This window comes from Pseudarthrobacter sp. NBSH8 (assembly GCF_014217545.1).
Taxonomy (GTDB): domain Bacteria; phylum Actinomycetota; class Actinomycetes; order Actinomycetales; family Micrococcaceae; genus Arthrobacter.
This window is the reverse complement of the sequence record NZ_CP043178.1, coordinates 4,007,813-4,032,015: the sequence shown is the minus strand read 5'-3', so window position 1 is coordinate 4,032,015 and position 24,203 is coordinate 4,007,813. Positions and strand designations below refer to the sequence as shown.

The window sequence follows — 24,203 nt, the reverse complement described above, 5'->3', positions numbered from 1 at the left end:
AGGGCGGGACTACCGGTAATAGGGTGGGGTGATGTACAGAGTGTGGCGCAAAGCACCCGGGTTGATCAGCCGACTTGACCGGTATCTCGTCCGCGGTGTGGCGTCGTTCCCGGGCGGGAACCACGATACGTTTTTCCGCCGCCTCTCGGCGTCCGCCACTCACGGCAAACTGTGGATGGTGGCAGCGGCGATCATGGCCGCGTTTCCCGGCAAGCCCCGGAGGGCCGCCATGCACGGGCTGATCGCCCAAGCGGTGGCATCAGCGGTGACCAATGTGGTGTTCAAGACGCTGCTTCCGCGGGCACGGCCGCTCCCGGAGCATCTGCCGGTTTTCCGGTTCGTCCACCCGCAGCCCACCAGCTCATCCATGCCATCGGGGCATTCGGCCTCGGCTATTGCCTTCGCGCTCGGCGCCGGGATGGTCAAGCCGGTGGTCGGTGCGGCACTTGCGCCGGTGGCACTGGGGGTGGCCTACTCGCGGGTCCATACCGGCGCCCATTGGCCATCGGATGTGTTCTTCGGTTCGGCGATCGGCGCAGGGGCGGCGCTGGTGACCCGCAAGTGGTGGCCAGTCCGCCCACCGTTTCCCGGTGTGTCCCGCACCGAAACCGAAGCCCCCACGCTGCCCGGCGGTGAAGGCCTCAGCATCGTGGTGAATACCCTTGGCGGCTCGTTTACGGAACAGACAGCGGACGCCCTCCAGGAAGTATTCCCCAAAGCGTATATAAAAACGGTCCAGCTAGGTGAGAGTTTGGTCGAGGCTATCCAGGCCACCGCTTCCCACCCGGATACCCGTGCCCTGGGTGTCTGGGGCGGAGACGGAACCGTTGGCACCGCGGCCGCGGCAGCCGTCCAACGTTCCCTTCCCCTGCTGGTGCTCCCGGGCGGGACCCTTAACCACTTCGCCCGGGACACGGGAACTGGCAACCTTAACGACGCTGTGGCAGCCGCGACCGCAGGTGAAGCGGCCCGCGCCGACGTCGGCGTTGTGACCGTGGAGCGCGGGCTGGCGGGCAACCCGGAGAGAGCTGACCTGATCATGCTGAACACCGCCAGCATCGGCCTCTACCCCAACCTCGTCCGGCGCAGGGAGCAGCTGCAGCCGGCCCTCGGCAAACCGCTGGCCGGCGTTGCGGCAATGTTCCGGACCTTCGCCGCAGGGACGCCCACCGCCTTGACCGTGGACGGTGTCCGGCACAAACTCTGGATCGCGTACATCGGCCGCGGCCGCTACTACCCCCGGGACCACGCGCCCTTGTCGCGGCCCGTGCTGGACGACGGCGTCCTGGATGTCCGGATGATCACCGCCGACGAATCCTTTGCCCGGCTCCGGCTCCTGTGGTCGGTGCTGACCGGCACGGTGTCGACGTCCCGGATCACCCACCTGCGGGAAGCCAGAGAGGTCCGGATTGAGTCGGAAGGCTCCCCCATGGCGCTGGCGGTCGACGGCGAAGCACTGGCCGGCGTGCGAAGCGTCCGGATCCGGGTGGAACCGCGCGCCCTGACGTACTACTCGCCCCGCACCTAAGGCGGCTGCGTCCCGGAGGGGACCCCTAATCATCCGTCCGGACTACCCTGATTCGACCCTGAATCATCCCTGAGACAGGCGAAATCCGGCGGTGCCGTCGGTAGCGTGGAGCGTACAAACGAAACTTCCCCGCATTCCGCAGCCACGCGGCTGCTGTTCTAAGGAACACTTCCATGATTGAGGCAACAGGCCTGTCCAAGGTCTACGGCAGCAAAACGGCGGTTGACGGCGTCAGCTTCACCGTCAAGGCAGGGCAAGTAACGGGCTTCCTAGGTCCGAACGGAGCCGGCAAATCCACCACCATGCGCATGATCATGGGACTGGACCGCCCGACGTCGGGCACGGTGACAGTCAACGGCCTGCACTACGCCGACCACCCGGCCCCCCTGCACGAGGTCGGAGCGCTGCTGGACGCCAAAGCGGTTCACACCAGCCGCAGCGCCTACAACCACCTGCGGGCCATGGCGGCGACGCACAACATCCCCACATCCCGGGTACATGAAGTCATCGAGATGACCGGTTTGGAGGCCGTGGCCCGGAAGAAGGCAGGCGGCTTCTCGCTGGGCATGGGGCAGCGCCTGGGCATTGCCAACGCGCTCTTGGGCGATCCTCAGACCCTGATCCTGGACGAGCCGGTCAACGGCCTCGATCCGGAAGGTGTGTTGTGGGTCCGCAACCTGGTCCGCTACCTTGCCGGAGAGGGCAAGACCGTCTTCCTGTCCTCACACCTCATGAGCGAGATGGCCCAGACAGCAGATCACCTGATCGTGATCGGCCGCGGAAAAATTATTGCGGACGCCCCCGTGCAGGACATCATTGCGGGCACCCGTCAGGTCAAGACCCTGGTCCGCACATCCGCGGCCACCCAGCTGTCAGCCCTGCTGTCCGGCGATGGCGTGACGGTGGATCAGGGCCAGCCCGAAACCCTGGAAGTGACGGGCCTGGACGCGCGGCAGATCGCCCAGGTGGCACTGGACAACCGGGTCCTCGTCTACGAGCTCACCCCGCAGCAGTCGTCTCTGGAAGACGCCTACTTCGATCTCACCAAGGACGAAGTGGAATACCACTCACACCTGACCGGTGGACCCGGCAGCGAGTCCGCTCCGGAAACCGCCCCGGCAACGGCAGGAAAGTAAGGACGATGACCACCATGACTGATACCCAAACTTCCCGTGTCCGCACCACCGCTGGCACCAAGGGGGTGACGTTCGGCGGTGTCCTGCGGTCCGAATGGATCAAGCTGTTCTCCCTGATGTCCACCCGCATCCTGCTGTTCCTGACGCTGGTGGCGATTGTCGGCGTCGGAGCCCTTGCCGTACTGATCCGGTTCTCCTTCCTGGACGAAATGGCCCGGCGGGCGCGGGACCAGGGCCAGGCCCTGACGCCCGAAATGATGGCGCAGTCCTTCCCGCCGGGATCTGGTTTTGACCTGTACAACCTGCCCAATGCCGGCCTGCAGATCGGCATTCTGGTCCTGGGCTCGCTGGCCGTCCTGTTCATCTCTTCCGAATACGCCACGGGCATGATCCGTTCCACCATGGACGCCGTCCCGCGTCGCACGCCGGTCTTTGTGGCCAAGGCAATCCTGCTCGCCGTGATCTCCTACGTCATCACCACCATCGCCGCAGTGGCCACGTTCCTGATTGCCATGCCGGTTTTCCAGGGCCTGGGCATGGACCTGGCCTGGTCCACGGACGGCGTGCTGTACAGCATCTTCACGGGCGGACTCTACGTTGCCGGCGTGGCCTTGATCGGCCTCTCACTCGGCGCGCTGCTCCGCAACTCCGCCGGCGGCATCACCGTGCTGGTGGGCCTGTTCTTCGTGGTGTCCATCGCGGCAAGCTTTATGGCCTTCATCCCGGGTGACTTCTGGAAGTACGTGCCCCAGTACCTCCCCAGCGACGCCGGCGGACGGTTCCTGTCCATTGGCCACACCGACGGCGTCATCGATCCCTGGCAGGGCGGCCTGATTTTCCTGGGCTACGTTCTGCTGTTTCTGGTTCCGGCCATGATCGTGCTCAAGAAACGCGACGTCTAGGCGGACACCAGGCTTAGAGCATGAATGAAGCGGCACTCGTAAGGGACGCGCCGGCCAGTCAGGCCGATGCGTCCTTTGCCGAAATCACGGCCAAGCGCCGCGGCCTGCTCCGGCGGTACCTCTACCAGCGCCCGCGGGTGATGGACGGTGTGGTGATATTCGGCTACGCGCTGCTGGTGGCGCCGACCGTGGTGGACACGATCATGTCCGGCGCCTGGCTGGCGGCGGCGCTCCTCTTCGCGGTCGCGGGGGCCCTGTTCTTCCGGCGCTCCCACCCCGTGGCGCTGGCAGCCTTCGTCGCGGTCATGGAAGTGGCGGTCACGCTGCTGCACCCGTGGGGCTCCAACGTTTCGGCGGGGCTGTGGTTCTCGCTCTACGCCGTGGCCCTGGTGCACACGCGCCGGTTCGCGCTGGTGGCGATGGCAGCCGCCACGGCGCCGCTGGCCCTGCTATACCTGCTGGCCGCCGTCGGCCCCATGGAGAGTTCCTTCATCCACGACGCCGGCGGCAATCCCGGGGATTTCCACCTCCTGACCAGCATCGCCACCGGCGCCACCATCGCCCTGTCCAACGTCATCGCCACCGGGATCGGCATCTCGGTGCGGCAGCGACGGGAGCACGAGCAGGAGATCGCCGCCTGGGCGGCGCGGACGGCAAGCCTGGCGTCCGTCAATGAACGCAACAGGATCGCCCGCGAAATGCACGACGTCGTGGCGCACTCGCTGACGGTGATGGTTAGCCTCTCCGATGGCGCCGCCGTCGTGGTCCGGAAAAGTCCCGACCGCGCCGGCGAGGTGCTTGGTGAACTGTCGCGGACCGGCCGCACCGCGCTGGCGGACATGCGGCGCGTGCTGGGCGTACTCCGGGACGACACCGGCGGAATCGCACCGCGCCAGCCCCTTGCTTCCGGCGACAGCCTGGCGAAGCTCCTGGAGGGTTTCCGGACCGCGGGCCTGCCGCTTCACTACTCACACACCGGCCCGGCCATGCCCGACGACGCGGCGTTCCAGCTGACGGTCTATCGGATAGTCCAGGAGTCACTGACCAATGTGCTCCGCTATGGCCGGTCGCTGGGACGGGTGGATGTGGGAATCGTCCGGGCCGGCTCCACGGTCACCATTGAAGTGCTCGACGACGGCGCCGGAGTCCAGGGTCCGGGCACCTCCGACGGCGGCGGGCCGGGTTCTGCCGGTCCCGGTTCCGGCCAGGGGCTGGCGGGTATGGCCGAACGGGCGCGTATCTACGCAGGCACCGTGGTGGCCGGGCGGCGCGGCCGCGGCTGGCGGGTCCATGCCGTCCTGAGCTGGCCGGCTGACGAGCCCGCGGAAACCCACAACCATCCACCTCAACTGCAAGGCAACCGTGACTGAGACCCATCCGATAAACGTCCTGCTGGTGGATGACCAGCCGCTTCTCAGGATGGGCTTCCGCCTCATCCTTGAGGGCGAGGAAGACCTGCATATTGTTGGTGAGGCCTCCGACGGTGCCGAGGCGGTGCGGCTGGTCCGCGAGCTGAACCCCGACGTAGTGCTGATGGACGTCCGGATGCCCGTGCTGGACGGCATCGAGGCAACGCGTGCCATCACAGCCTCCGGATCCTGTGCCCGGGTCATCATCCTCACCACCTTTGATGTGGACGAATATGCGTTCACCGGTCTGCAGGCAGGCGCGTCCGCGTTCCTCCTCAAGGACGTGGCGCCGTCGGACCTGGTCAACGCCGTCCGGGTGGTGGCCAGCGGGGATGCCGTGGTGGCCCCGCGCGTCACGCAGCGGCTGCTGGAGACCTATGTCCGCGGTGCTGCCATGCCGGCACCCTCCACCGCGCCGCGGGACCCCCTGCTCGAAGACCTCACCCCACGCGAAACCGAGATGCTCGAAGCCATGGCGGAGGGCCTCTCCAACGCCGAGATCGCGCACCGGTATTTCCTGTCGGAAGCAACGGTGAAGACCCATGTCCGCCGGATCCTCACCAAACTCCACCTGCGGGACCGGGTCCAGGCAGTGGTGTACGCCTACGAGACCGGCCTGGTGGTCCCGAGCAATCCCGACTACTGACACTGGCGCGGCCTGCTGACGCACAGGTTCCGCACAGGAACCGCCTATGCAGGGGATAGGCGGGACGCGTCGGATGGAGCCATGAGCACCCACCTTCCCCACCCCAACCACGACCGCGGCCTCGAGTTCGATCTGTCCACCATGATCAGCCGCCGTTCCCTCGGTATGTTGCGATCGCGGAGTGCGGCGTGGAGATCCCGCAGGAACAGCGGGTCCCTTTCCCGGGGACGGCTCCAACGGCCCCAACGTCCTGGCAGCCTCCGGCGTGGTGCGGCAGGACATCACCGCCAGCTTCGGGACGGGGTCAGCCAAGGCTGAAGGCGTGCCGCTGACGTTCACCCTGACCCTGCTGGACAACGCCAACGGCTGCGTGCCGCTGGCCGGTGCGGCCGTGTACGCCTGGCACTGCGACCGGGACGGCAGGTACTCCATGTACGATTCCGGACTGGCAAACGAAAACTACCTCCGCGGCGTCCAGGAGGCCGACTCCAACGGCCAGGTCACCTTTGCGTCCATCTTCCCCGGCGCCTATTCCGGGCGCTGGCCGCATATCCACTTCGAGGTGTTCCAGTCCATGAGCAACGCCACGGCCGCCGGTCAGGTGCTGGCTGTATCGCAGATCGCCCTGACCAAGGCCGCCTGCGACGACGTCTACGCCACTCACGGCTACGAGGCCAGTGTCAGCAACATGGCCCGCACCACGCTGCAGTCGGACAACGTCTTCAGGGATGACGGCGGCATCTACCAGTTGGCCACCATGACAGGATCGGCATCCGCCGGTTACACTGCCGGGCTCAATGTGACCATTTAGACTCGGAACCATGCCTTCACCTTCCGCCGCCGCCGCTTCCAGTGCCGTTGACCACATCCAGGACCTTGGCGCGTACGTCAGCGCATCACCGTCGAGTTTCCACGCCGTCCACGAGGCCGCCCGGCGGCTGGAGGAGGCCGGGTTCACGGGCCTGGACGAGCGTGACCCCTGGGCCGGCGGGGCCGGATCGTTCTACCTGGTCCGGGACGGCGCACTGATCGCCTGGGTGGTCCCGGAAGACGCCGGGCCCACTACCGGGTTCAACATCCTCGGTGCGCACACTGACTCCCCGTCCTTCAAGCTGAAGCCCAAACCCACCACCGGAGCGTTCGGTTGGCTGCAGGCAGGGGTGGAGGTCTACGGCGGCCCGCTGCTGAACTCCTGGCTGGACCGCGAACTTCAGCTGGCGGGCCGGCTGGTCATGCTGGACGGCACCGAACATCTCACCGCCACCGGCCCGATGCTCCGCTTCCCGCAGCTGGCCATCCACCTTGACCGTGCGGTGAACGACGGCCTGACCCTGGACAAGCAGCGGCACATGAACCCCGTGTGGGGCCTGGGGAATCCCGACGACGTAGATCTGCTGGGCGTTTTGGCGTCCCATGTGCCTGGTGGCGCTTCGGTTGATCCTGCGGGGATCGGCGGGTACGACGTCGTTATTGCAGACACACAGAAGCCAGCGGTTTTCGGGGCTAACGGTGAGTTCTTCGCCTCCGGGCGCCTTGATAACCTGTCCGCGACGCACGCCGGGCTGGCCGCGCTGATCGCGCACGCTGCTTCTTCCGCCGCGGGTGCCCCGGGCAAGGGTGCGCCGATTGCCGTCCTCGCGGCGTTCGACCACGAGGAAATCGGCTCGAATTCACGTTCGGGAGCGTGCGGACCCATTCTTGAGGACGTGCTGGTGCGGGTCTCCGACGGCCTGGGTGCATCGGTGAGCCAGCGGCGGCAAGCACTGGCGGCGTCGTTCTGCGTTTCCGCGGACGCGGGCCACGCCGTTCACCCCAACTACCCGGAGCGGCACGATCCGGCCAACCATCCGGTCCTGAACGGCGGCCTGCTGCTGAAGATCAACGCCAACCAGCGGTACGCGACGGACGCCGCCGGCGCGGCGTTCTGGGCCAGGCTGTGCGGCGAAGCGAAGGTGCCGTACCAGGAATTTGTGTCCAACAGCGTGATGCCCTGCGGCTCCACCATTGGCCCCCTGACCGCCACCCGACTGGGGATCCGGACTGTCGACGTCGGCGTTCCCCTGCTCTCGATGCACTCCGCCCGCGAGCTCTGCGGTGTGGCGGACCCGCACCGGCTGGCCACGGTCACTGAGCTGTTTTTCCGAACCGTGGTTTAGGCGGTTCGATCAGACGGCCGGTTTTCACGCGCCCCGGTCAGCTGGCCGGCTTGAGCGCCGTCCGCCATGCAGCGACAGCCCGCGCGGCACTCAGGGTCCAGGTTGACGCACCAGTGGAGCCAGCGCTGGTTTGGACCCGGTCTGCCAGTTCCGCGATCTGGCCACCGGCAGCCTCCCACCGTCCGGTCCAGCCAGCGGGCGCCGTCACGACCGGAGAAGCGCAATCACACGCGACTCCGCCGATCAGCATTGCGCCGTTGGTGGCCGTCGTGCTGCCGGGAACCGTGATGCTGGTCGCGGAGTATGTGGTGTCAACTGCCGTGGTCAGCGGGCCGTCCAGCGGGTTGGCGTTATCGACGCCGCGGTAGGCCGTAACGCCGCCGCCCCACCGCACGGAAGTGCTCAACATCCAGCTGTAGCTTGCCGGATCGGCGGCGCCCACCACATGGTAGTAGGCGAAGGCCCGGGCACCGGATGTTGACCCGCTGTTGATCGAAAGGGCATTCACCAGGGGGATCCAGCCAGCAGGCACCGAGGCCATGGACGGATTCAGGTCCGCCGTGATGGCCGCGACCAGCACATCTCCGGGTGACGTTCCGGCCGGTGCCTGCAACGACACGGCGGAGGCGGCCGTTCCCGCGAACGTTGTGGCTGAGCCGACCACCGTTACGCCGCCGGCCGGGGGAGCCGGGTTGACGCTGATGGTTGTGGTGGCGGAGCTTGTGCCGCCGCCGTTGGTGGCGGTCAGTGTGGCTGTGTAGGTGCCAGCGGCTGCGTACGTGTGGGCTGGGTTCTGGGCGTTGGAGGTGCCGCCGTCGCCGAAGGTCCAGGACCAGGAAATGGGTGTGCCGGTGGAGGTGTCGGTGAAGCTGACGTTTAGCGGTGCGGTGCCGGTGGTGGGTGCGGCTGTGAAAGCTGCTGTTGGTGCGGGTTGCGGTGTTACCGGTCCCAGGGACCGGTCCGAGAACCAGTAACGCTTTGCCACGTGGTCGCTGGCCAGGACCACAATGCCGGTGGAGTTGTCCACACTCTGCTTGGTTGTGGTCACGTTGTTCATGTTCGACGAGGAGGCGCTCTGGATGATGGGCGTGCCCCGTCCGGATCCGAATACCGGGTTGTCCATGGACGCGGTCTTCTCATATATGCTGCCCGCCACGCCGGAATAGGCACAGCCGCTCGCGGATGTTGGCGGCGCCGTCTGGAAGGCCCGAACCAGGTTGTTCTGGGTATCCAGCATGATCTGCGGCCGGGAGACGCAGTCGCCGGCTACGGAAATTGTCGACGTGGAGAAGGACCCGGTTCCCGGTTTGAAAACCAGCAGCAGCAACTGAGGCAGCGTCGGGTCGGAGCTGGAATCGTTGAGACTGGTTTTGACCGCCGCGAAAACCCGCCCGGAGGTGTCCGCCTGAAGAGTCTTTAGGTTCAGGTGGTCATCTGCCTGTCCTTTTCCCTGGATCGCTGGCTGGACTTTCCACGATGACGTCGCCGTTGGAGCTGTTCCATCGGTGCGCGTTGCCCACCATACGGAACCAGTGATCTGGTCGCTCCACATCACGCCGATTTTCTTTTTCCCGTATGCCACCACAGCTGAAATGTCGTCAGGGGCGGGGTTCGGATTGGAGACCGGAACAACGAACGGGGTGGCCCAGCCAGGGCCTCCATTCGCGGCGTAATTGACGTAGACGCTGTTGGTGAAGCCGGATGTCGCGTTGCCCGTGACCTGCGTCCACGTTGCCCAGAGCATTCCGGTCGAGTCGATATCGATGGTCATTGATTCGCTGGAGTTGTTAGTGATCTCCGTGGGAAACCCGCTGTCCAACGTGTACTTACCTGCTGAGTAGCTATAGCGGTACAGTTTTGCCGGCTGCCCCGAGAGGGACGGATTTGGCGGGCCGTCTCCACTGATAGTCACTACATGGGACGCAATGTACAGGTGGCTGCCGTCCCACAAGGTATCAGCGAGCGTGCTGCCGCGGGTGTCATTCACGACGCCCGTGTCCACCCAGGACTGGGTGGCGCGGTCCAGCCGGAAAATGGACCACCCGCTCCCGGCCTTCCACATGTCCGCCCACCACGAGCCGTCGTTCCACCACAGCTTGCTCTGCGGCTTGTCCGACGTGGGCGGGTTGCTGACACCTGAATAGCTTAGGCTCGGAGTGCCGTAGGCCGGGTCCGCCGATGCCACGGGGGAAGCGGCCAGAAGGGAGCCCGCAACGATGACGGCTATGGCGAGTGTTTGGCTCAGCCACTTGGCGGCACGGGTAGTTTTCATCGTGGGCTCCTGGCGCATCAGAGTAGACGGGCTGGAGTCCCTTTGCGCACTGGCCCAGAAACAGTGGCGGCACCCCAGTTAATTGTCAAGCGTAGACCCCGGGAGTGCGACCCGCAAGAAATCCCCCAATACCTAAAATGCGGGCCGAATAACAACCCCCATACCTAATATTCGAGCCGGCGGATAAACCCCTGTACGTGGTCGGAAAACGCGTAGGCCGCCGTACAAAAGTGAGTACTTGCTACTGGTGACTCTGCGTCAGGCCGGCAATAGGCTCTTCATCACGGCAAGAGTCGAAGGCTATGTTTGCTGGGGCCAGAGACCAGACCCATGACCGGATAAAGCGCTAACCCGGGGTTTTCATCAGTCTTGGGCTGACGGGTGTGTTTAAGAGACGAAAAGGTGCTCTGACAAGGGAAAATAGGGGTGTCTACGCCGTTATTTCCGTGTCTTGAAGGAGCACCTTTTCGATGCCCCAGTCTACCAAGGTCTTCCCATCCGTCCCGGTCACTTTCACCGGCCAGTCGCTGGTCTCCCATGCCGGTGCCAGGGTCCTGACTTCATTCATTGACGCCCTCGGGTTCCGGGATCTGTGCGAGGACCGGCTGGGCCAGTTCGTCCCCGCGATGGCCTCGCACCGGCCAGGGAGGCTGCTCGGGTCGCTGGCGGTGATGCTCGCCGCCGGCGGCGAGTACGCCTCCGACCTGGACATCCTGCGCTCCCAGCCCGGAGTGTTCGGGAAAGTGCCCTCGAACGCGACAGTCTCGCGGTTCTTCGAACGCACCGTGAAGAACCCGGACGTTTTCGATTACGGTTTTTCGACCCTGTCCAAGGAACTGCGGACCCGGGCATGGGAAGCCGCGGGTGACCGCAGCCCGGCGGTGACGGCGACGGCCGCGGACCCGCTGGTCATCGACCTCGACGCCACACTGGTGGCCTCGCACTCCGAGAAGGAACGAGCCACCGGCAACTACAAGGGCGGGTTTGGATTCGCCCCGTTCACCGCCAGCATCGATTACGGTTCCGGCCGAGGCACCGGGGAGGAACTCGCGGTGCTGTTGCGCCACGGCGGGGCAACAGCGAACAACGCCGAGGACCACATCCGCATCTTCGAGGCCGCCATCGCGGTCCTGCCCGACGCACTCTACGGTGAAGACGACGAACTGGACGGGGAGAAAATCCTGGTCCGCACCGACAGCGCCGGCGCGTCCCGGAAGTTCCTCTGGTACCTGCATTCGCGCGGCGTGCAGTTCTCCGTCTCGTACCCGGTTCCGGTCGGCAAGGCCCACATGATCGACTGGATCAACGACAAGAAATACTGGCAGCCGGCCCTGGACCAGGACGGCAACGAACGCGACGACGCCTGGGTCATCAACGCCACCCAGGTGATCCCGCTCGAGGACTACCCGCCCGGGACGAAGATCTTCCTGCGCGCCGAACCGCTGCACCCCGGTGCGACACCGACCCTGCTCGACATCGACGGTCACCGTGTAACAGCGTTCCTGACGAATGCCCCACGCTGGCACGGACCGTTCCTGGACGCCCGGCACCGGGCCCGCGGCCGCTGCGAGAACCGCATCAAGACGCTGAAGAACACCGGCCTGAGCAAGCTCCCCTTCTTCGATTTCGCCGCGAACCAGGCCTGGGCGAACCTCGCGGTCCTGGCCGCGAACCTGGTCTCCTGGCTCCAGCTCACCGCCCTGCCCGACGGCCACAAGGCACAGGGCTGGGACATCAAACGCTGGCGCTACCGGCTCTTCGCCACCGCCGGCAAGATCATCACCCGCGCCCGCCGGACCCACCTGCTGCTGCCCGACGCCGCACCGGAGAAACCCCTCATCGCCGCACTGCTCGAAGCGATCAGCCGGATCGCTGCAGCCGCTAACCGCCCCGCACACCTGCTGCGGACCTGACACCGCAGCCCCCGTCAACCAACGAGCCGGAAAGAGCACGCCAACGGGATCAGTGGAAGCCCGCGCCCCGCCCCGCGACCCCGGGGCCCTTCAGCCACGCCCTAAATCCGATCCAGCCCGCCGGGACGACAAAAACCCGGACCCGGCGCCCCGACCGCCGTCCGATGAAAAATCCGGGCTAAAGCCGCGCTCGACTTCCCAGCCGAGCGCGGTGTTGACTAATCCGCAAACGTCATGAAGTGGTGAGGTATTTGTCCATTTCCACCCAGCTCCCAATTGCATTCACGATGCCGGTGGTCGAGGTCACCAGGGCCTCAGTCAGTGTCGTCATTCCAACCTTGAACGAAGCAAAGAATCTCCCGTGGGTGCTTCGCCGCATGCCGTCGTACGTTGACGAAGTAGTCATCGTCGACGGGCGCTCGCGGGACAATACGGTGGAGGTTGCGAAGGCACTCCGTTCCGACGTCGTTATTGTCCACGAACTGCGCAAGGGCAAAGGCGTAGCGGTAAGGTCCGGCTTCGCCGCCTCCACCGGTGACATCATTGTCATGCTGGACGCCGATGGAAGCATGGATCCGCAGGAGATCGGCTGGTTTGTATCCCCTCTCCAGCATGACTACGACTTCGTCAAAGGCTCGCGGTACGTCACCGGAGGCGGATCCGAAGACCTGACGCGGCTGCGGAACGTTGGCAACAAGGTGCTAACAGGCTTGGCGAACACGGTTCTGCACAGCAATTACTCCGACCTTTGCTACGGCTACATCGCCTTCCGCCGGGAGTGCCTTGAGGTCCTCGAGCTTGAATCCGACGGCTTCGAGATTGAGACCGAGCTGATCGTCCGGGCGGCACGGGCCGGACTTCGCATCGCAGAAGTGCCGAGCATTGAGCTCGACCGAATTTCCGGAGCCTCGAACCTGCAGACATTCCGGGATGGGTGGCGGGTCCTTGGCACGCTGGCCCGTGAATGCACCCTGTGGGAGTCGCCCACGGCAGGAGCCAGGCCCGAAGCCCTCCGCCGGGTGAAATATGCGTACGCCAATGTGACTGTCCCGCGGACCCCCACGGACCCCCAGACGGTCCTCTCCCTGGTCCGGGCAAGCTAGCATGCTGGATCGTATGGCACGTCCCACTGTATCGATCGTCATTTGTGCCTACACACAAAGGCGTTGGGACCTTTTGCTGGACGTCATCGAATCCGTCAGGGCCCAATCGGTCGCGGCGCAGGAGATTCTGGTGGTGATCGACCATAACGAAGAGCTCTTCGAGCGGCTCATAGAAATTATCGACGACGTGACGGTGGTGGAGAGCACCGGTCCCCGGGGGCTTTCCGGGGCCCGGAATACCGGGGTCGGGCTGGCAGACTCAGACGTAGTGGCCTTCCTCGACGACGACGCTGAGGCGGCGCCGGATTGGCTGGAACGCCTGCTTGTCCTCTATGACGATCCTGACGTGCTGGCCGTCGGCGGGCGCGTCGAGCCGGTGTGGGAAAAAGGACGCCCTGGCTACTTCGGTGAAGAGCTTGACTGGATCGTCGGATGCAGCCACCGCGGAATGCCCAAAGTGGCTTCCGAGGTACGGAATGTCATTGGCGCCAACATGTCCTTCCGGCTTGAAGTCCTTCGTCAGGTTGGCGGCTTCAACATTTCGCTGGGCCGTCAGGGCAGTTTGCCGCTTGGCTGTGAGGAAACGGAGATCTGCATCCGCTCCAAGATGGGCACACCTGGATCGCGCATCGTTTACGAACCTGCGGCGGTGGTCCGCCACCACGTTCCGGCGGAGAGGGGAACGCTGCGCTACATGCTGTCGAGGTCCTGGTCCGAGGGGCTCTCCAAAGCGCAGGTCAGCCAGATTGTAGGCCAGAAGCGGGCTCTCGGACCGGAACGGCGATACGTCCGCAGCACTTTGCCGCGCGCTGTATTTTCCGGAGTCCGTGACTGGAGCCGAGGCGATAACCCCCAGGGACTGGGTCGCGCGGGGGCCGTCATTGCCGTACTCGCGTGCACGGCCGCCGGGTATGTGCGCGGCAGGCGGATGTCCCATGTTGAGGGCCGCCCGCTGCCCAGGACCATACGGGTGGGCGCAGCGTGGAGGGAAGTCCAGTGAGCGAGCGTGTTGAGGAACTCATGCCCGTCGAGGAGCGGGCTGCCTTCATGTTGGCACCGGCCATGGAGAGTTCGCTTCCGCCGGAGTGGCAGGGAGCCCGCTGGATCGGTGCCCTTGACATGGACTGGCTTTCTGATCACACCCAATTGCAGCTGCTCAACCATGCCGGCTACCACCGTGCACGGTTGTTAGTACGCCAGGGGAGAGCGGTTCGTGGCTTCGTGGATGTGGAGGCACCTGTGGGGATAGTCCAGCGCGGGGTCCTTGACGAGGCTGTCGCGGCACTTCCGGCGGCTGCACCGGTGGCCCCTGGAGAAGCAATGCCGTCCCTCACTGTTGTTGTTTGCACACGGGACCGCTCAGCGCTGCTTAGAGAATCACTGACGGCGATAAGCCAGCTTGACTACCCCAATTTCGATATCCTGGTGGTGGACAATGCACCACGTACGGACGAGACCCGCAACATGGTGTGCGTGGAATTCAACGATCCAAGGATCCGGCTCATCACCGAGCCCGCCCCGGGGCTCTCGCGTGCGCGCAACGCAGGTCTTCGCAATGCACAAGGTGACATCGTCGCCTTCACCGATGACGACGTCGTAGTTGACGAGGCGTGGCTCCGCGAAATCGCGGCCGGTTTCGAACGCATGCCCGGGACGGCCTGCGTTACAGGGCTCGTGCCTGCCGGCGAGCTGCGTTCGCCGACCCAGGGATACTTCGATGATCGGGTCAGCTGGTCCAAAAGCGTGGCGCCGCGGGTCTACTCTTTCGCTGACCCGCCAGCAGGACTAGCGAAATTCCCCTTCTGTCCGGGCGCCTTCGGAACGGGAGCAAATTTCGCGCTGCATCGGATCACCGCTCTAAGCCTAGGCGGCTTCGATAACGCCTTGGGCGTTGGAACCCGTAGCGGCGGAGGGGAAGACATTGACATGTTCACCCGCGTGATTATTGCGGGGTACAGCCTGGTGGTTCAGCCGTCCGCGATTGTCTGGCACCGCCACCGTGATGGTCTTGACGAATTGAGCGCCCAGGCGCGCGGCTACGGGAGCGGACTCGGGGCCTGGCTCGCAAAGATTCTCCTGAATCCCCAGACGGCCCGGCTGGCCTTGGCCCGCATTCCGTTAGTCGCCTGGAGCTTCCTGCAAGATGCGGGCGCCTCACGTCGGCCACTGGCCGGGCGCAGCAAGTGCCGAGATTCCTGGGATCAACAACTCGCCCACGTTTTGCGGCTTGAGCTGTACTCGCTGGCTCGCGGACCGCTCAACTATCTGTTGGAACGGTGTGCGAGGACCGCCAGGAGGTTATGAAGCCCCGCAAACTGTTCATTTGAATCAGGCTGGACATTCAGTCACACCGACCCAGGAGGCCGCGCCGATGGCACTGCTCATCAACGATGATAATTCCCCGTCGCTGGCAACTGCCCAAGCGTCACCGAAGCAGCCGCGGCACCTCGATGCGGGGCTGGCCGTACTTGGAATAGTGGCGGCCCTCCTCATCCTGATGGACATCGGTGGCGGCTTCTTGGCTGCTTTTAAGCTGGTTGTCTGCCTGCTACTGCCTGGCTGGGTGGTCTTATCACGCCTTCCGTCTGCGGATCGGGCTTCCAGACTTGTCTGGATAGTGGCAGCCAGTGCGGTTACCTACACGGCAGTGGCAGTGGTGATGGCGTGGACCGGGTTGTGGTTTCCGCGCCAGGTGGCGGCAGCAACCGTCCTGGCCTCGGTGGGCTTCATCATCCTGAGGCCAGGCACCTACCTGCCGGGATCGTTTGTTCGCGGCGCGAGGCAAGGTGGACAGCCGGAGAGTGACACAGGAAAACGGGAGCAGCGCCGGCGCCCCCGGTCCATGGCGATGCTGCCTTGGTGGGCGCTCGCGCTGGCCGCGGCCCTCTGGGTCATAGGGCTGGCCACAGCCGGAACCGGCAGGCTCGGCGACTTCGGGCTATTGGCAGAGTTTCCGCTGGCCTGGTATGTCGCCGTGGGGCTCGTTGTTGCAACCTGTGCCTGGGGCTTGGTAGCTCGACGGACGTTCTCCACGCTGCTGATGAGCGTCTCGGTGTCCAGCCTCGTTGTAATGCTATACGCATCTGCTGGCCTGCTCGCCCAGGTTCCACGTTTTCCTTGGACCTACAAACATATGGCCGTCACGAACTTCATCACCGCGACAGGCACCGTGGATCCATCTATCGATATCTATAACCGGTGGCCGGGGTTCTTTGCGCTGAGCGCCTTTCTGGGCGAAGTGATGGGATATCGGACGGCACTGGACTACGCAGCGTGGGCAGAAACCGGCTTTGCACTGGTCGATGCGGTGCTCGTGCTCGCGATTGCGCGCACCATCTCCAACCGGGCGCGGATGTATTGGACTGCGACCCTTGTGTTTACGCTTGCCAATTGGGTGAACCAGAACTACTACTCGCCCCAGTCCTATTCTTACTCGCTTTATCTGGCGATGTGCCTTGTTGCCTTTACCTTCCTAAGGGGCGTTCCGGTCAGTTGGATGCTCCGTCTCGAAACGCGGATCCGACTTTCACGGACGGTGCAGCGGGCCAAGAGCGGGCGGTCCGGCGCTATGCCTGGTATATGGGAGGGGAATGTACCTCAGAGACAAATTTTAGCCTGTGTGGCCATCCTTGTACTCCAAGCTGTAATTGTGGTGAGTCACCAACTGACGCCTTATCTCGCACTCTTGGGTCTATTCCCGCTTCTTGTCTCTGGGTATTTCAGGCCGCGCTGGCTCGCGCCCGCGCTGGTTGTTCTGCCGCTGGCATATTTTATTCCGAACCTGGCATACGTTAAGGGAAAGTATGGTCTGTTCAGCGGATTCAATATCTTTGGCAACATCGGCTACCGCCCGCCACGCGGCGATCCGCTGGTCCTGGGAACTTGGGTACTGACAGGGCACACGCTGGCGCACCTGGCGGTTGTGCTTACACTGCTAACGGGGGTGCTGGCGGTGGCCGGATTCGTCCGCCGCCTGCTTCATGGTCACGTACGGACCACACTTGTTGTGGCCTGGCTCGCCTTCGCACCGGCCCTGGGGCTGCTGGCGCAGTCTTACGGGGGCGAGGCGCGGTTCAGGGTTTTTCTCTTCGCCTTGCCCTGGCTCTCTATTGGCGTAGCGTGGCTGTTCTGGTCCGGACCTGTCCGGACTCGTCGAACAGTCATTGGCGCCAGCGCAACCATCGTCACGATGGCCATGCTGTTCACTGTGGTGCACTTCCAGCCTGAGGCCGACTATCGCGTGTCCCAGGACGACGTCAGCGCCAGCCAGTGGCTAGACGCGAACACCAAGGCAGGCGACATTGTCTTTAAGACGAAGTACTTCTTCCCGTTGCTGGTGGGGCCCGACTATCCGCATTATCTCAAATGGGGAAGTGTGACGTCGCTGGTTGACTATTTCCGGCAAGCAAAAGGAAAAATCAGTGTTGAGGGCCTGCGGGCCTATGCTGACAGGCTCCGAGCGGCGGACAACAATTATGTGGTCATTACCGAAGAGCAAAAACGCCAAGCGGTGGAAGAAAAGCTTTTCGAGGCCCAGTACTTACCGGAACTGCAGCGTTTACTTGAGAACGGAACCGGCGTCGAGAATGTCTTCAGCAATACTACGGTCCGAATCTACCAATTCAAATCGGCGCCTTAACCTTGCTCGGTTTCGCAGGTTTGTCAGTTTATCCATCGGTGCGACAGCTGCACTTATCGCGGGGGCAATTGTGATTCCCTACCTGGCTGCGGAACAACTCACAGAGAGGCTTACGGAAATGCCCGTTGGAGATCTTCCGGGATGGAAACTGACCGGTGCCCAGGATTTCACCCGGCCAGCCGGCTCCGGAAGTGTTGGCGAGGTCTATGGTGCAGAGATGAGGGGATATGCCGGTTTCGCCGACAGCTCCGGCAGAGGGCTCTACGCGCCGGACGAGGTTCTCTCGGTAAGTCAGGGAAATCTTGACTACTTCCTCCATACGGCCGCAGGATCCCCACGGGTGGCGAGCGTTGTTCCCTTTGGCTATACCGGTCAAACCTATGGACGGTACTCCGTGAAGTTCCGGTATGATTCCATGCCCGGCTACAAGATTGCCTTTCTGCTGTGGCCTGTCAGCGATGACTGGAATGAAGGGGAAATTGATTGGCCGGAAGGGGGCCTGGATGGTGCTCTTTATGCTAGCTCGGCAATCAAGGGCTCCCGTGCCACCGGACCCATGAAATTTGACCCGCCCAACCGCGTCTATTCACCCGACGGGCCTGACGGATGGCATGTGGCCACCACTGAATGGACTCCGGGAAACGTCAAATGGTTTTGGGATGGACAACTCATCAGCCAGACAACGGACCCCGCCGGCGTTCCCGATACGCCGATGAGGTGGACGCTGCAGGTGGAGACCTCCGATCGCGCCAGCGCGTCGTATCCGTCTGCCGAAACATCCGGGTATCTTCAAATCGATTGGGCGGTGCAATATGCCTACACCCCCTAAAGCCGGGGGTCCTGTCCGCCCGGAACCAGATGCCGCGGGGGCTGTCGGGCTGCAGCAGGCGCCGGTCATCGAGCGCAACCTCAGAGCGGCCCTGCATGCCCTCGAGGCCACGGGACAGTCCTGGTTGTTGCTCCGGGGGCAAGACGACTTGGCGCGCCCCACTGGAGACGTGGACATTCTTGTGGCCAGCGACTTGTTGCCGATACTGGACGATCTGCTCCAGGCGGAAGGCTTCCGCCGTGTCCTGGCGCCCGGCCATGGCAGCCACTGGTTCTACTTCTGCTATTCGGCCACCGATGGCAGCTGGGTGAAGCTGGATATCGTCTCGGAGATCGCCTTCGGGCCCTATCAGCAGTGGCGGACTTCCCTGGCCCCGCAGTGTCTGGGCCGTCGCGTGCGCCGAGGTCCGTTGTGGCTCCCGGCACCTGCAGACCAGGGCTGGCTCCAGTTGCTCCACCTCTTCCTGGACAAAGGTCAAATCGCACCTGCGAGGGTGGACGCGGCCAGAAAGGCGGCCGAGGCCGCTTCTGCCTACGATTTCATTGCGTGCTTTGTCGACCACCGCATGGGACAAGGGACAGCGGCGGAAATACTGGCTCTGGTCCGGGCGGGCAACTTCAACCAAGTGCCGGCCACCGCGGCGTCGATGGCGTCCAGGTGGGCCGGCGGTACGGCTGCGCCCCGCCTGACCGCTGCCAGGCATAAGGGTCTTCGCCTCTTTGGTGCCCGACTACAAGGCAGCGGACCTGTCGTCGCAGTAATGGCGCCAGACGGCGCGGGAAAGACGACGCTGCTCCGCGGGCTGCAGGCTACCGTACCCCTGCCAATCAAGTATCTGTACATGGGCATGTGGGGAGCGGGCCCATGGGACGCCTGGTTGGTGAAGGTTCCGGGCGGCCGGAGTGCCAAGAAGGTGTACCGGATGCTGCGGGGTGGGTTGTTGGAAAGGCTCTACAGCTTAATGGGGCGCCTGGTGCTGATGGACCGTGTGCCCTACGACGCCCTGCTGCCCGGTACTGGCGCGGGAGGCATTTTGGAAAAGATGACCAACACTGTTGCCTTTACTGTGGTTCAACCCCCTGACCTCCTGCTCGTTCTTGATGTCCCTGGCCACGTTATGTTCAGCAGGAAGGGTGAACACTCCCCTGAGATCCTGGAAGGCTGGAGGCAGGCCTACCGGAAACTTGCTGGCCAGTTGCCGGGCAGCACTCTCATCGATGCCACCCAAGGAGCGGAGACGGTGCTGCGCCAGGCCACCGGGATCGTGTGGAACCAGGTCTCGCAGACGGCGGAGACGGGGCCAGGTGTCGATCGAGAGTCCGGCTCCGGGGCCGGATCACCCGGCCAGGAACCATCCGGGACGCAAGGAACCGGCTCAGGCGCGATCGGAGCCCTCACATCGCACCTCTGGAGGCGGCTGGACTGGCGGTTCCTGCTCCCCGACCTGCAGGTCAGCAGCGTCGGGTACGGCGGCACCACCAGCCCGGAACTGAAGTCCGCGCTCCACCTGATCGATCCCGCAGCGGCAGCGGTAGCGCCCGGACGTGCGGATCAAGGCAGCACCTACGGAGTTGTCCTGCTCAGCAACCCCGATCTGATGGACTTCAAGGCTGCCGCAGACGCCGTCAAACCTGGCGGCTGGATGTGCGTTGAAGTCCGGCGTTCTCTGTTCCGGCGGTCCGGACCCCGGACGCTGAAAGGCTGGAAACACGCCCTTATCCGCAGCGGTTACCAGGATGTCAGCGCGTACTGGAATGCGCCGTCGCTGGACCGTACGGCCCGCATCGTTCCAGTGGATTCGGCTGCCGCTATCAGGAACACCCTTTCACTCCACAAGGATGTCCGTTTCGGCGCCGCCAAAGCCCTCGCCGCACGGCTGGCACTCATGCTCCATCTCTTTGACCTGGCTATTCCGGAAGGAACTGTCACGGGCCGCCGCCCCTCGGCGGAGGAGCCGCAATGACATTCGTTGACCGGTTCCTGGCAGAGCGCTATGAGGAGCTTCAGCTCGAAAAATACGGCATTGGCAGGCAGTGGGAGACCGTCCTCCTGACACCCAGATTCATCACGTCCCGGCACGTGGTGGCACTGATTTTCGCGGCAGGAGCGAGGGAGCCCAGCCTTGTGGTGAAGGTGCCGCGGCAGCCGGGCGAGAACGACAGCGTGCGGCACGAAGCCAAGGTTCTGAGGCAGCTCGGCGCCGGACCTGCCACCGGTGTCCCGCATGTGGTGACTGTCTGTGACGTCGGCGCCCACACAGTGCTCGTGGAAACCGCTGTGACTGGAGCCCCCCTTGATCCCCGGCTTGTGGTCGCGGACCTATCGGGCGCCGTCAGCGCGGGGACGGACTTTGTAGACGCGCTGCCGTGCACGCAGGCAGCAGCCCAGAATGACGGATGGTACGACCGGACCATTGGCGAGCCGCTGCAGGCGCTCTGCCGGCTGGTTGCGGACGAGCCGGAAACCAAGGAGCTGGTCAAACGCACTCACGAGCTTCTGGCGCCGCTGCACGATGTGCCGTTGCCCGCCATCGTGGAGCACGGTGACTTAAGCCATCCCAACCTCTTCCTTCGGGACAACGGAACTTTGCAGGTGGTGGACTGGGAGCGGGCCCGCACCGATGGTGTTCCGGGCCATGACCTGGTTTTCTACCTTCAGTACCTCAGCGAATCAACTGAACACGCATTCCATCGGGGCGCGCAGATAGCGGCCTTTGAGAAGGCGTTCGGCGCGGGCGGGTGGGCATTGGCACCGCTCGCCGCCCATCTGAGGCGTCGGGGGGTGGACGCCGGAGTGCTTCCAATGTTGGTTATTGCCACCTGGGCCCGGTCGGCGGCCACGCTTGCCTACCGACTGGACCGCCAGACGGGCCCTGGGCCCGGAACAGACCAGGTCCGCCTGGCAGTGGCCTCCGATCGGGATTTCTGGCTATGGCGGCACGTTGTGACAGGCGTGCTGCAGGAGCGCTAGGCCCGGCGCGCAAGCTTCAGCAGTTCCCTGAGCAAGGCCGGGAATCCCAGCCGCAGAATGGCGTACACCAGCCCGATGGCCATGACCACCACGACGGCGGTGGTCATTATGGGACCGAGGAACGGAAGTCCCAGTGTGCCCAACCCGGCCACCCCAACAGCGGCCCCGCAGACCACGCCCGGGACGACGGCGCCGGCCAGGCGGCTCGCCCGGATCTTGATCACCCGGGCCGCGACAGCCTGCATGCCGCAGGCGAAAACAAACGCCACTGCCAACTGCGCACAGGCGACGCCGACGATGCCCCATTGGGCGGCGACGAACAGGACCGGCACGAGGATCACCAGCCGGGCCACGGAAATTCCGATGGAGAGGCCAGGGCGTCCAAGCGCCTTGTAGACGTCGTTGGCACCCGCGCCGAGGGACCGCACTGCTGCGTACAGGGCCAGGAAAACCAGCGGCAGCACCGCCTCGGTCCATTTCTGTCCGAAAAGCAGAGGCACCAGAACCGGGGCCAGAACCGCCAAGCCCACGCCGGCGGTCACCCCATACAGGGTCTGGATCTGGACACTTTTCAGGTATCCGCCGCGAAGCCGGTCTGGATCGCCGCGTACTTGGGCATAAAGCGGGAACAGGACCGTCGAGAGGACAAAGAAGACGTTGAGGATCAGGGCTTCGGGAAGCCGGAAGGCCAGTGTGTAGTAGCCCAAAGCCTGCGCGCCCAGCAGCAGACCAATGATGAGGTAGTCGACGTCGAAAATCAGGCGGGCAAGCAGACTGCTTCCCGCTACAGGCGCCCCATAGGCGATGTTGGCCCGGAGAGCATCTCTGCCCACGCGCCAGATCTGCCAAGGGGCGTTTTTGCGGACCAGAAACCAGCAAGTGACGGCATAAGCAACGGACCCGGCCGCCGTACCCACGGCCAGTGACCACGCGCCGTTGCCCGCAAAGGCCAGGACCAGGGTCACGGTTCCCATGGTGGCAGCCCGGACCACGGGTGCCAGGGTCAGGGGCTTGAACTTCAGATCCCGTCGCAGCAGGGCTTCCGGGACCGCGCCGAAGGACGTGGCCAACACAGAGATCCCCAGTACTTGGACCAGTGGCCCCACACCTGGCAGATTGAAGAGGCTGGCAATCCACGGCCCGGCCAGGACGATGGCGGTGGCGAGCGCACCACCGAGCAGCACGGAAATCAGCAGGGCGGACCGTGCCATGACTCCGGTTCGTGGCAGATAGACGAGCGCCTGGGCCACACCGGCGTCGGCAATGGTCTCGGCATACGCCATAAGGACCAGGGCCAGCGCCACCAGGCCGTACTCCTCGGGGGACAGGAGTCGCGCCAGAATGATGGTGGTGATCAGGACGATTACCCTGCCGGAGATGAATGCCAGCCCCTGCCACACTGCTCCGCGGACGCCTGCGCGGGTCAGATCACCGGGAGCGAGGCTCATGCCGGGGACCTTCCGTGCAGGATGCCGGCGGAATCGGACTTGATTGCCTTGCCGATCTCATCCGCATATTCCTGGGCCACCGTCCGCCACGTTCGGAGGGAGGCTTCGTCCGCTCCCGGGCGGTGCCATCCGCGCGTCGTCAACCGCCGCACGATGTGATCGGCGAACTCCTGCGGGTCAGGTGCAACGGTGAGCAAAGGGTGGGCAGCTTGCTCGCGGGCGGCCACGGGCGTCGCAACGACGGGAAGGCCAGCGGCCAGGGCTTCCCGGACAGAGTTCCGGATGCCTACCCCGTGCTCATCGGGAAAGACGGCGACGTCGGCGGAGTGGAAGACCTCCAGAACCGACGGCACGTTGGCCAGGACATCCACCCTCGGGCCAGCCAGTGCGCGGACGGAGGGTGCGGGTCGTCGCCCGGCGAGTACAAACCTGGCATCCGGAACCTGTTGCCACACCAGCGGGGCAATTTTGTTGATCAGAACGCCCACGCTGTCGACATTGGGGCCGTAGTTCAGACTGCCGACAAAACAGGCCACGGGACTGCCTGCTGTGGAGGCCCGACGCGTCGACCGTTCGGCGCCGTTGGGGATACTCCTGGCGGGCCGCGCGAGATGCTCGGACCATGAGACGGCATCCTGGGCTCCCACGGTGAGGAGCCGCGCACGCGGCGGCAGCCTCCGCTCGGACCGCACGGCAAGGAATTCCCTGAAGCGGTATGCGGGCCACAGCGCGTGGGCAACGGATGTCTCCATCGCGGCACGGATGGACCATGGATCCACCGTCTGCAGGACCAGGGGCCCGGTTACGGAGTGGGCGAGAAACAGGGCATGCGGACCGTGGATCAGGGTGGCTTCGTGGGCAGCTGAAAGTTTAGCCGCGGTGGTGTGCGCTTTGGCGGTTGAGCGTTGGTGCTTTCCGAAGCCAGTGAGGCCGCCGAGTGACAGTATGGCGGCCCAGCCGCGTCGACGGGTGGGCATCACGTGAACGGTGTTGCAGCGAGTGCGAATTTCGGCCGGCACATCCACCGGCCCCGCGAAGGTTAGGAGCGTCACAGCTATGTCCGCGGGCAGGTTCCGCAAGACCTCGAATGGGATCATGGAACTGCCGTCCCCCAGCATGGGGTCGCGGTTGGGCACGCTTTCTGTGATGTACAGAAGCTTCATTGCAAGAGTTTACGTTGCGGGTGCGGTGTTCTGCCTGAATGGCGGCAACAACTGCGGCTTTACACAAAATTAAAGAAAGCGAACGACGG

General features: G+C 64.4%; 17 protein-coding genes and 1 pseudogene. 15 read left to right on the top strand and 3 right to left on the bottom strand.

Annotation, left to right across the window (positions count from 1 at the left end; genetic code table 11):
* The first annotated feature begins 31 nt into the window (after positions 1-31).
* The 7 genes and pseudogenes from FYJ92_RS18690 (at position 32) to FYJ92_RS18660 (ending at position 7,777) form a co-directional block, all read left to right on the top strand.
* A complete protein-coding gene (locus FYJ92_RS18690) occupies positions 32-1,528 on the top strand; it encodes a bifunctional phosphatase PAP2/diacylglycerol kinase family protein (RefSeq protein ID WP_185262030.1) in 1,497 nt (498 codons plus the stop codon).
* A 173-nt stretch (positions 1,529-1,701) separates the two neighbouring features.
* A complete protein-coding gene (locus FYJ92_RS18685) occupies positions 1,702-2,664 on the top strand; it encodes an ABC transporter ATP-binding protein (protein ID WP_185262029.1) in 963 nt (320 codons plus the stop codon).
* Between the two features lie 14 nt (positions 2,665-2,678).
* Complete coding sequence (locus FYJ92_RS18680) at positions 2,679-3,566, top strand: ABC transporter permease (RefSeq protein ID WP_255482207.1); 888 nt, start codon at positions 2,679-2,681, stop codon at positions 3,564-3,566.
* Positions 3,567-3,586: 20 nt separating this feature from the next.
* Positions 3,587-4,936, top strand: coding sequence for a sensor histidine kinase (locus tag FYJ92_RS18675; protein WP_185262027.1), 1,350 nt, complete (start codon positions 3,587-3,589; stop codon positions 4,934-4,936).
* A 49-nt stretch (positions 4,937-4,985) separates the two neighbouring features.
* Positions 4,986-5,621 carry a response regulator gene (locus FYJ92_RS18670; protein WP_370526278.1) on the top strand — a complete coding sequence of 212 codons (636 nt, stop codon included), beginning with the start codon at positions 4,986-4,988 and terminating at the stop codon, positions 5,619-5,621.
* Between the two features lie 141 nt (positions 5,622-5,762).
* Positions 5,763-6,432 (top strand): annotated as a pseudogene (locus FYJ92_RS18665) (intradiol ring-cleavage dioxygenase).
* Positions 6,433-6,442: 10 nt separating this feature from the next.
* Positions 6,443-7,777 carry a M18 family aminopeptidase gene (locus FYJ92_RS18660; RefSeq protein ID WP_185262025.1) on the top strand — a complete coding sequence of 445 codons (1,335 nt, stop codon included), beginning with the start codon at positions 6,443-6,445 and terminating at the stop codon, positions 7,775-7,777.
* 37 nt (positions 7,778-7,814) lie between these two features.
* Here the strand turns inward: FYJ92_RS18660 and FYJ92_RS18655 are convergent, their stop codons facing one another.
* Positions 7,815-10,049, bottom strand: a complete 2,235-nt coding sequence (locus FYJ92_RS18655; RefSeq protein ID WP_219729671.1) for a PKD domain-containing protein — start codon at positions 10,047-10,049, stop codon at positions 7,815-7,817.
* 470 nt (positions 10,050-10,519) lie between these two features.
* Here FYJ92_RS18655 and FYJ92_RS18650 point away from each other — a divergent pair, with 470 nt between their 5' ends.
* The 8 genes from FYJ92_RS18650 to FYJ92_RS18615 all read left to right on the top strand — a co-directional run bounded on the left by FYJ92_RS18650 (position 10,520) and on the right by FYJ92_RS18615 (position 21,503).
* Positions 10,520-11,962, top strand: a complete 1,443-nt coding sequence (locus tag FYJ92_RS18650; RefSeq protein WP_185261092.1) for an IS1380 family transposase — start codon at positions 10,520-10,522, stop codon at positions 11,960-11,962.
* 338 nt (positions 11,963-12,300) lie between these two features.
* Positions 12,301-13,065 (top strand): glycosyltransferase family 2 protein, encoded by a 765-nt coding sequence (locus FYJ92_RS18645; protein ID WP_255482205.1) that lies wholly within the window; start codon positions 12,301-12,303, stop codon positions 13,063-13,065.
* Positions 13,066-13,078: 13 nt separating this feature from the next.
* Positions 13,079-14,065, top strand: a complete 987-nt coding sequence (locus FYJ92_RS18640; protein WP_185262023.1) for a glycosyltransferase family 2 protein — start codon at positions 13,079-13,081, stop codon at positions 14,063-14,065.
* A complete protein-coding gene (locus FYJ92_RS18635; protein ID WP_185262022.1) occupies positions 14,062-15,369 on the top strand; it encodes a glycosyltransferase family 2 protein in 1,308 nt (435 codons plus the stop codon). Before FYJ92_RS18640 ends, FYJ92_RS18635 begins: the two co-directional genes overlap by 4 nt.
* A 67-nt stretch (positions 15,370-15,436) precedes the next feature.
* Positions 15,437-17,704, top strand: coding sequence for a hypothetical protein (locus tag FYJ92_RS18630; protein WP_185262021.1), 2,268 nt, complete (start codon positions 15,437-15,439; stop codon positions 17,702-17,704).
* 118 nt (positions 17,705-17,822) lie between these two features.
* Positions 17,823-18,533 carry a glycoside hydrolase family 16 protein gene (locus FYJ92_RS18625; protein ID WP_185262020.1) on the top strand — a complete coding sequence of 237 codons (711 nt, stop codon included), beginning with the start codon at positions 17,823-17,825 and terminating at the stop codon, positions 18,531-18,533.
* Complete coding sequence (locus tag FYJ92_RS18620) at positions 18,517-20,496, top strand: hypothetical protein (protein ID WP_185262019.1); 1,980 nt, start codon at positions 18,517-18,519, stop codon at positions 20,494-20,496. Before FYJ92_RS18625 ends, FYJ92_RS18620 begins: the two co-directional genes overlap by 17 nt.
* Positions 20,493-21,503 carry an aminoglycoside phosphotransferase family protein gene (locus tag FYJ92_RS18615; RefSeq protein WP_185262018.1) on the top strand — a complete coding sequence of 337 codons (1,011 nt, stop codon included), beginning with the start codon at positions 20,493-20,495 and terminating at the stop codon, positions 21,501-21,503. Before FYJ92_RS18620 ends, FYJ92_RS18615 begins: the two co-directional genes overlap by 4 nt.
* Here the strand turns inward: FYJ92_RS18615 and FYJ92_RS18610 are convergent.
* Entirely contained in the window at positions 21,500-22,951 is a 1,452-nt protein-coding gene (locus FYJ92_RS18610; RefSeq protein ID WP_185262017.1) for a lipopolysaccharide biosynthesis protein, read from the bottom strand. The two genes, FYJ92_RS18615 and FYJ92_RS18610, sit on opposite strands and share 4 nt — an antisense overlap.
* Positions 22,948-24,114, bottom strand: a complete 1,167-nt coding sequence (locus FYJ92_RS18605) for a glycosyltransferase (protein ID WP_185262016.1) — start codon at positions 24,112-24,114, stop codon at positions 22,948-22,950. The genes FYJ92_RS18610 and FYJ92_RS18605 overlap by 4 nt, the downstream gene beginning before the upstream one ends.
* Positions 24,115-24,203: the final 89 nt, after the last annotated feature.

What these genes read in the sequence shown, in the direction of transcription:
- FYJ92_RS18675 (WP_185262027.1), top strand. Translation starts at nt 3,587, where the DNA reads ATGAATGAAGCGGCACTCGTAAGGGACGCGCCGGCCAGTCAGGCCGAT.
- FYJ92_RS18680 (WP_255482207.1), top strand. Translation starts at nt 2,679, where the DNA reads ATGACTGATACCCAAACTTCCCGTGTCCGCACCACCGCTGGCACCAAG.
- FYJ92_RS18690 (WP_185262030.1), top strand. Translation starts at nt 32, where the DNA reads ATGTACAGAGTGTGGCGCAAAGCACCCGGGTTGATCAGCCGACTTGAC.
- FYJ92_RS18670 (WP_370526278.1), top strand. Translation starts at nt 4,986, where the DNA reads ATGGGCTTCCGCCTCATCCTTGAGGGCGAGGAAGACCTGCATATTGTT.
- FYJ92_RS18615 (WP_185262018.1), top strand. Translation starts at nt 20,493, where the DNA reads ATGACATTCGTTGACCGGTTCCTGGCAGAGCGCTATGAGGAGCTTCAG.
- FYJ92_RS18685 (WP_185262029.1), top strand. Translation starts at nt 1,702, where the DNA reads ATGATTGAGGCAACAGGCCTGTCCAAGGTCTACGGCAGCAAAACGGCG.
- FYJ92_RS18655 (WP_219729671.1), bottom strand. Translation starts at nt 10,049, where the DNA reads ATGAAAACTACCCGTGCCGCCAAGTGGCTGAGCCAAACACTCGCCATA.
- FYJ92_RS18630 (WP_185262021.1), top strand. Translation starts at nt 15,437, where the DNA reads ATGGCACTGCTCATCAACGATGATAATTCCCCGTCGCTGGCAACTGCC.
- FYJ92_RS18620 (WP_185262019.1), top strand. Translation starts at nt 18,517, where the DNA reads ATGCCTACACCCCCTAAAGCCGGGGGTCCTGTCCGCCCGGAACCAGAT.
- FYJ92_RS18640 (WP_185262023.1), top strand. Translation starts at nt 13,079, where the DNA reads ATGGCACGTCCCACTGTATCGATCGTCATTTGTGCCTACACACAAAGG.
- FYJ92_RS18625 (WP_185262020.1), top strand. Translation starts at nt 17,823, where the DNA reads ATGCCCGTTGGAGATCTTCCGGGATGGAAACTGACCGGTGCCCAGGAT.
- FYJ92_RS18610 (WP_185262017.1), bottom strand. Translation starts at nt 22,951, where the DNA reads ATGAGCCTCGCTCCCGGTGATCTGACCCGCGCAGGCGTCCGCGGAGCA.
- FYJ92_RS18660 (WP_185262025.1), top strand. Translation starts at nt 6,443, where the DNA reads ATGCCTTCACCTTCCGCCGCCGCCGCTTCCAGTGCCGTTGACCACATC.
- FYJ92_RS18605 (WP_185262016.1), bottom strand. Translation starts at nt 24,114, where the DNA reads ATGAAGCTTCTGTACATCACAGAAAGCGTGCCCAACCGCGACCCCATG.
- FYJ92_RS18650 (WP_185261092.1), top strand. Translation starts at nt 10,520, where the DNA reads ATGCCCCAGTCTACCAAGGTCTTCCCATCCGTCCCGGTCACTTTCACC.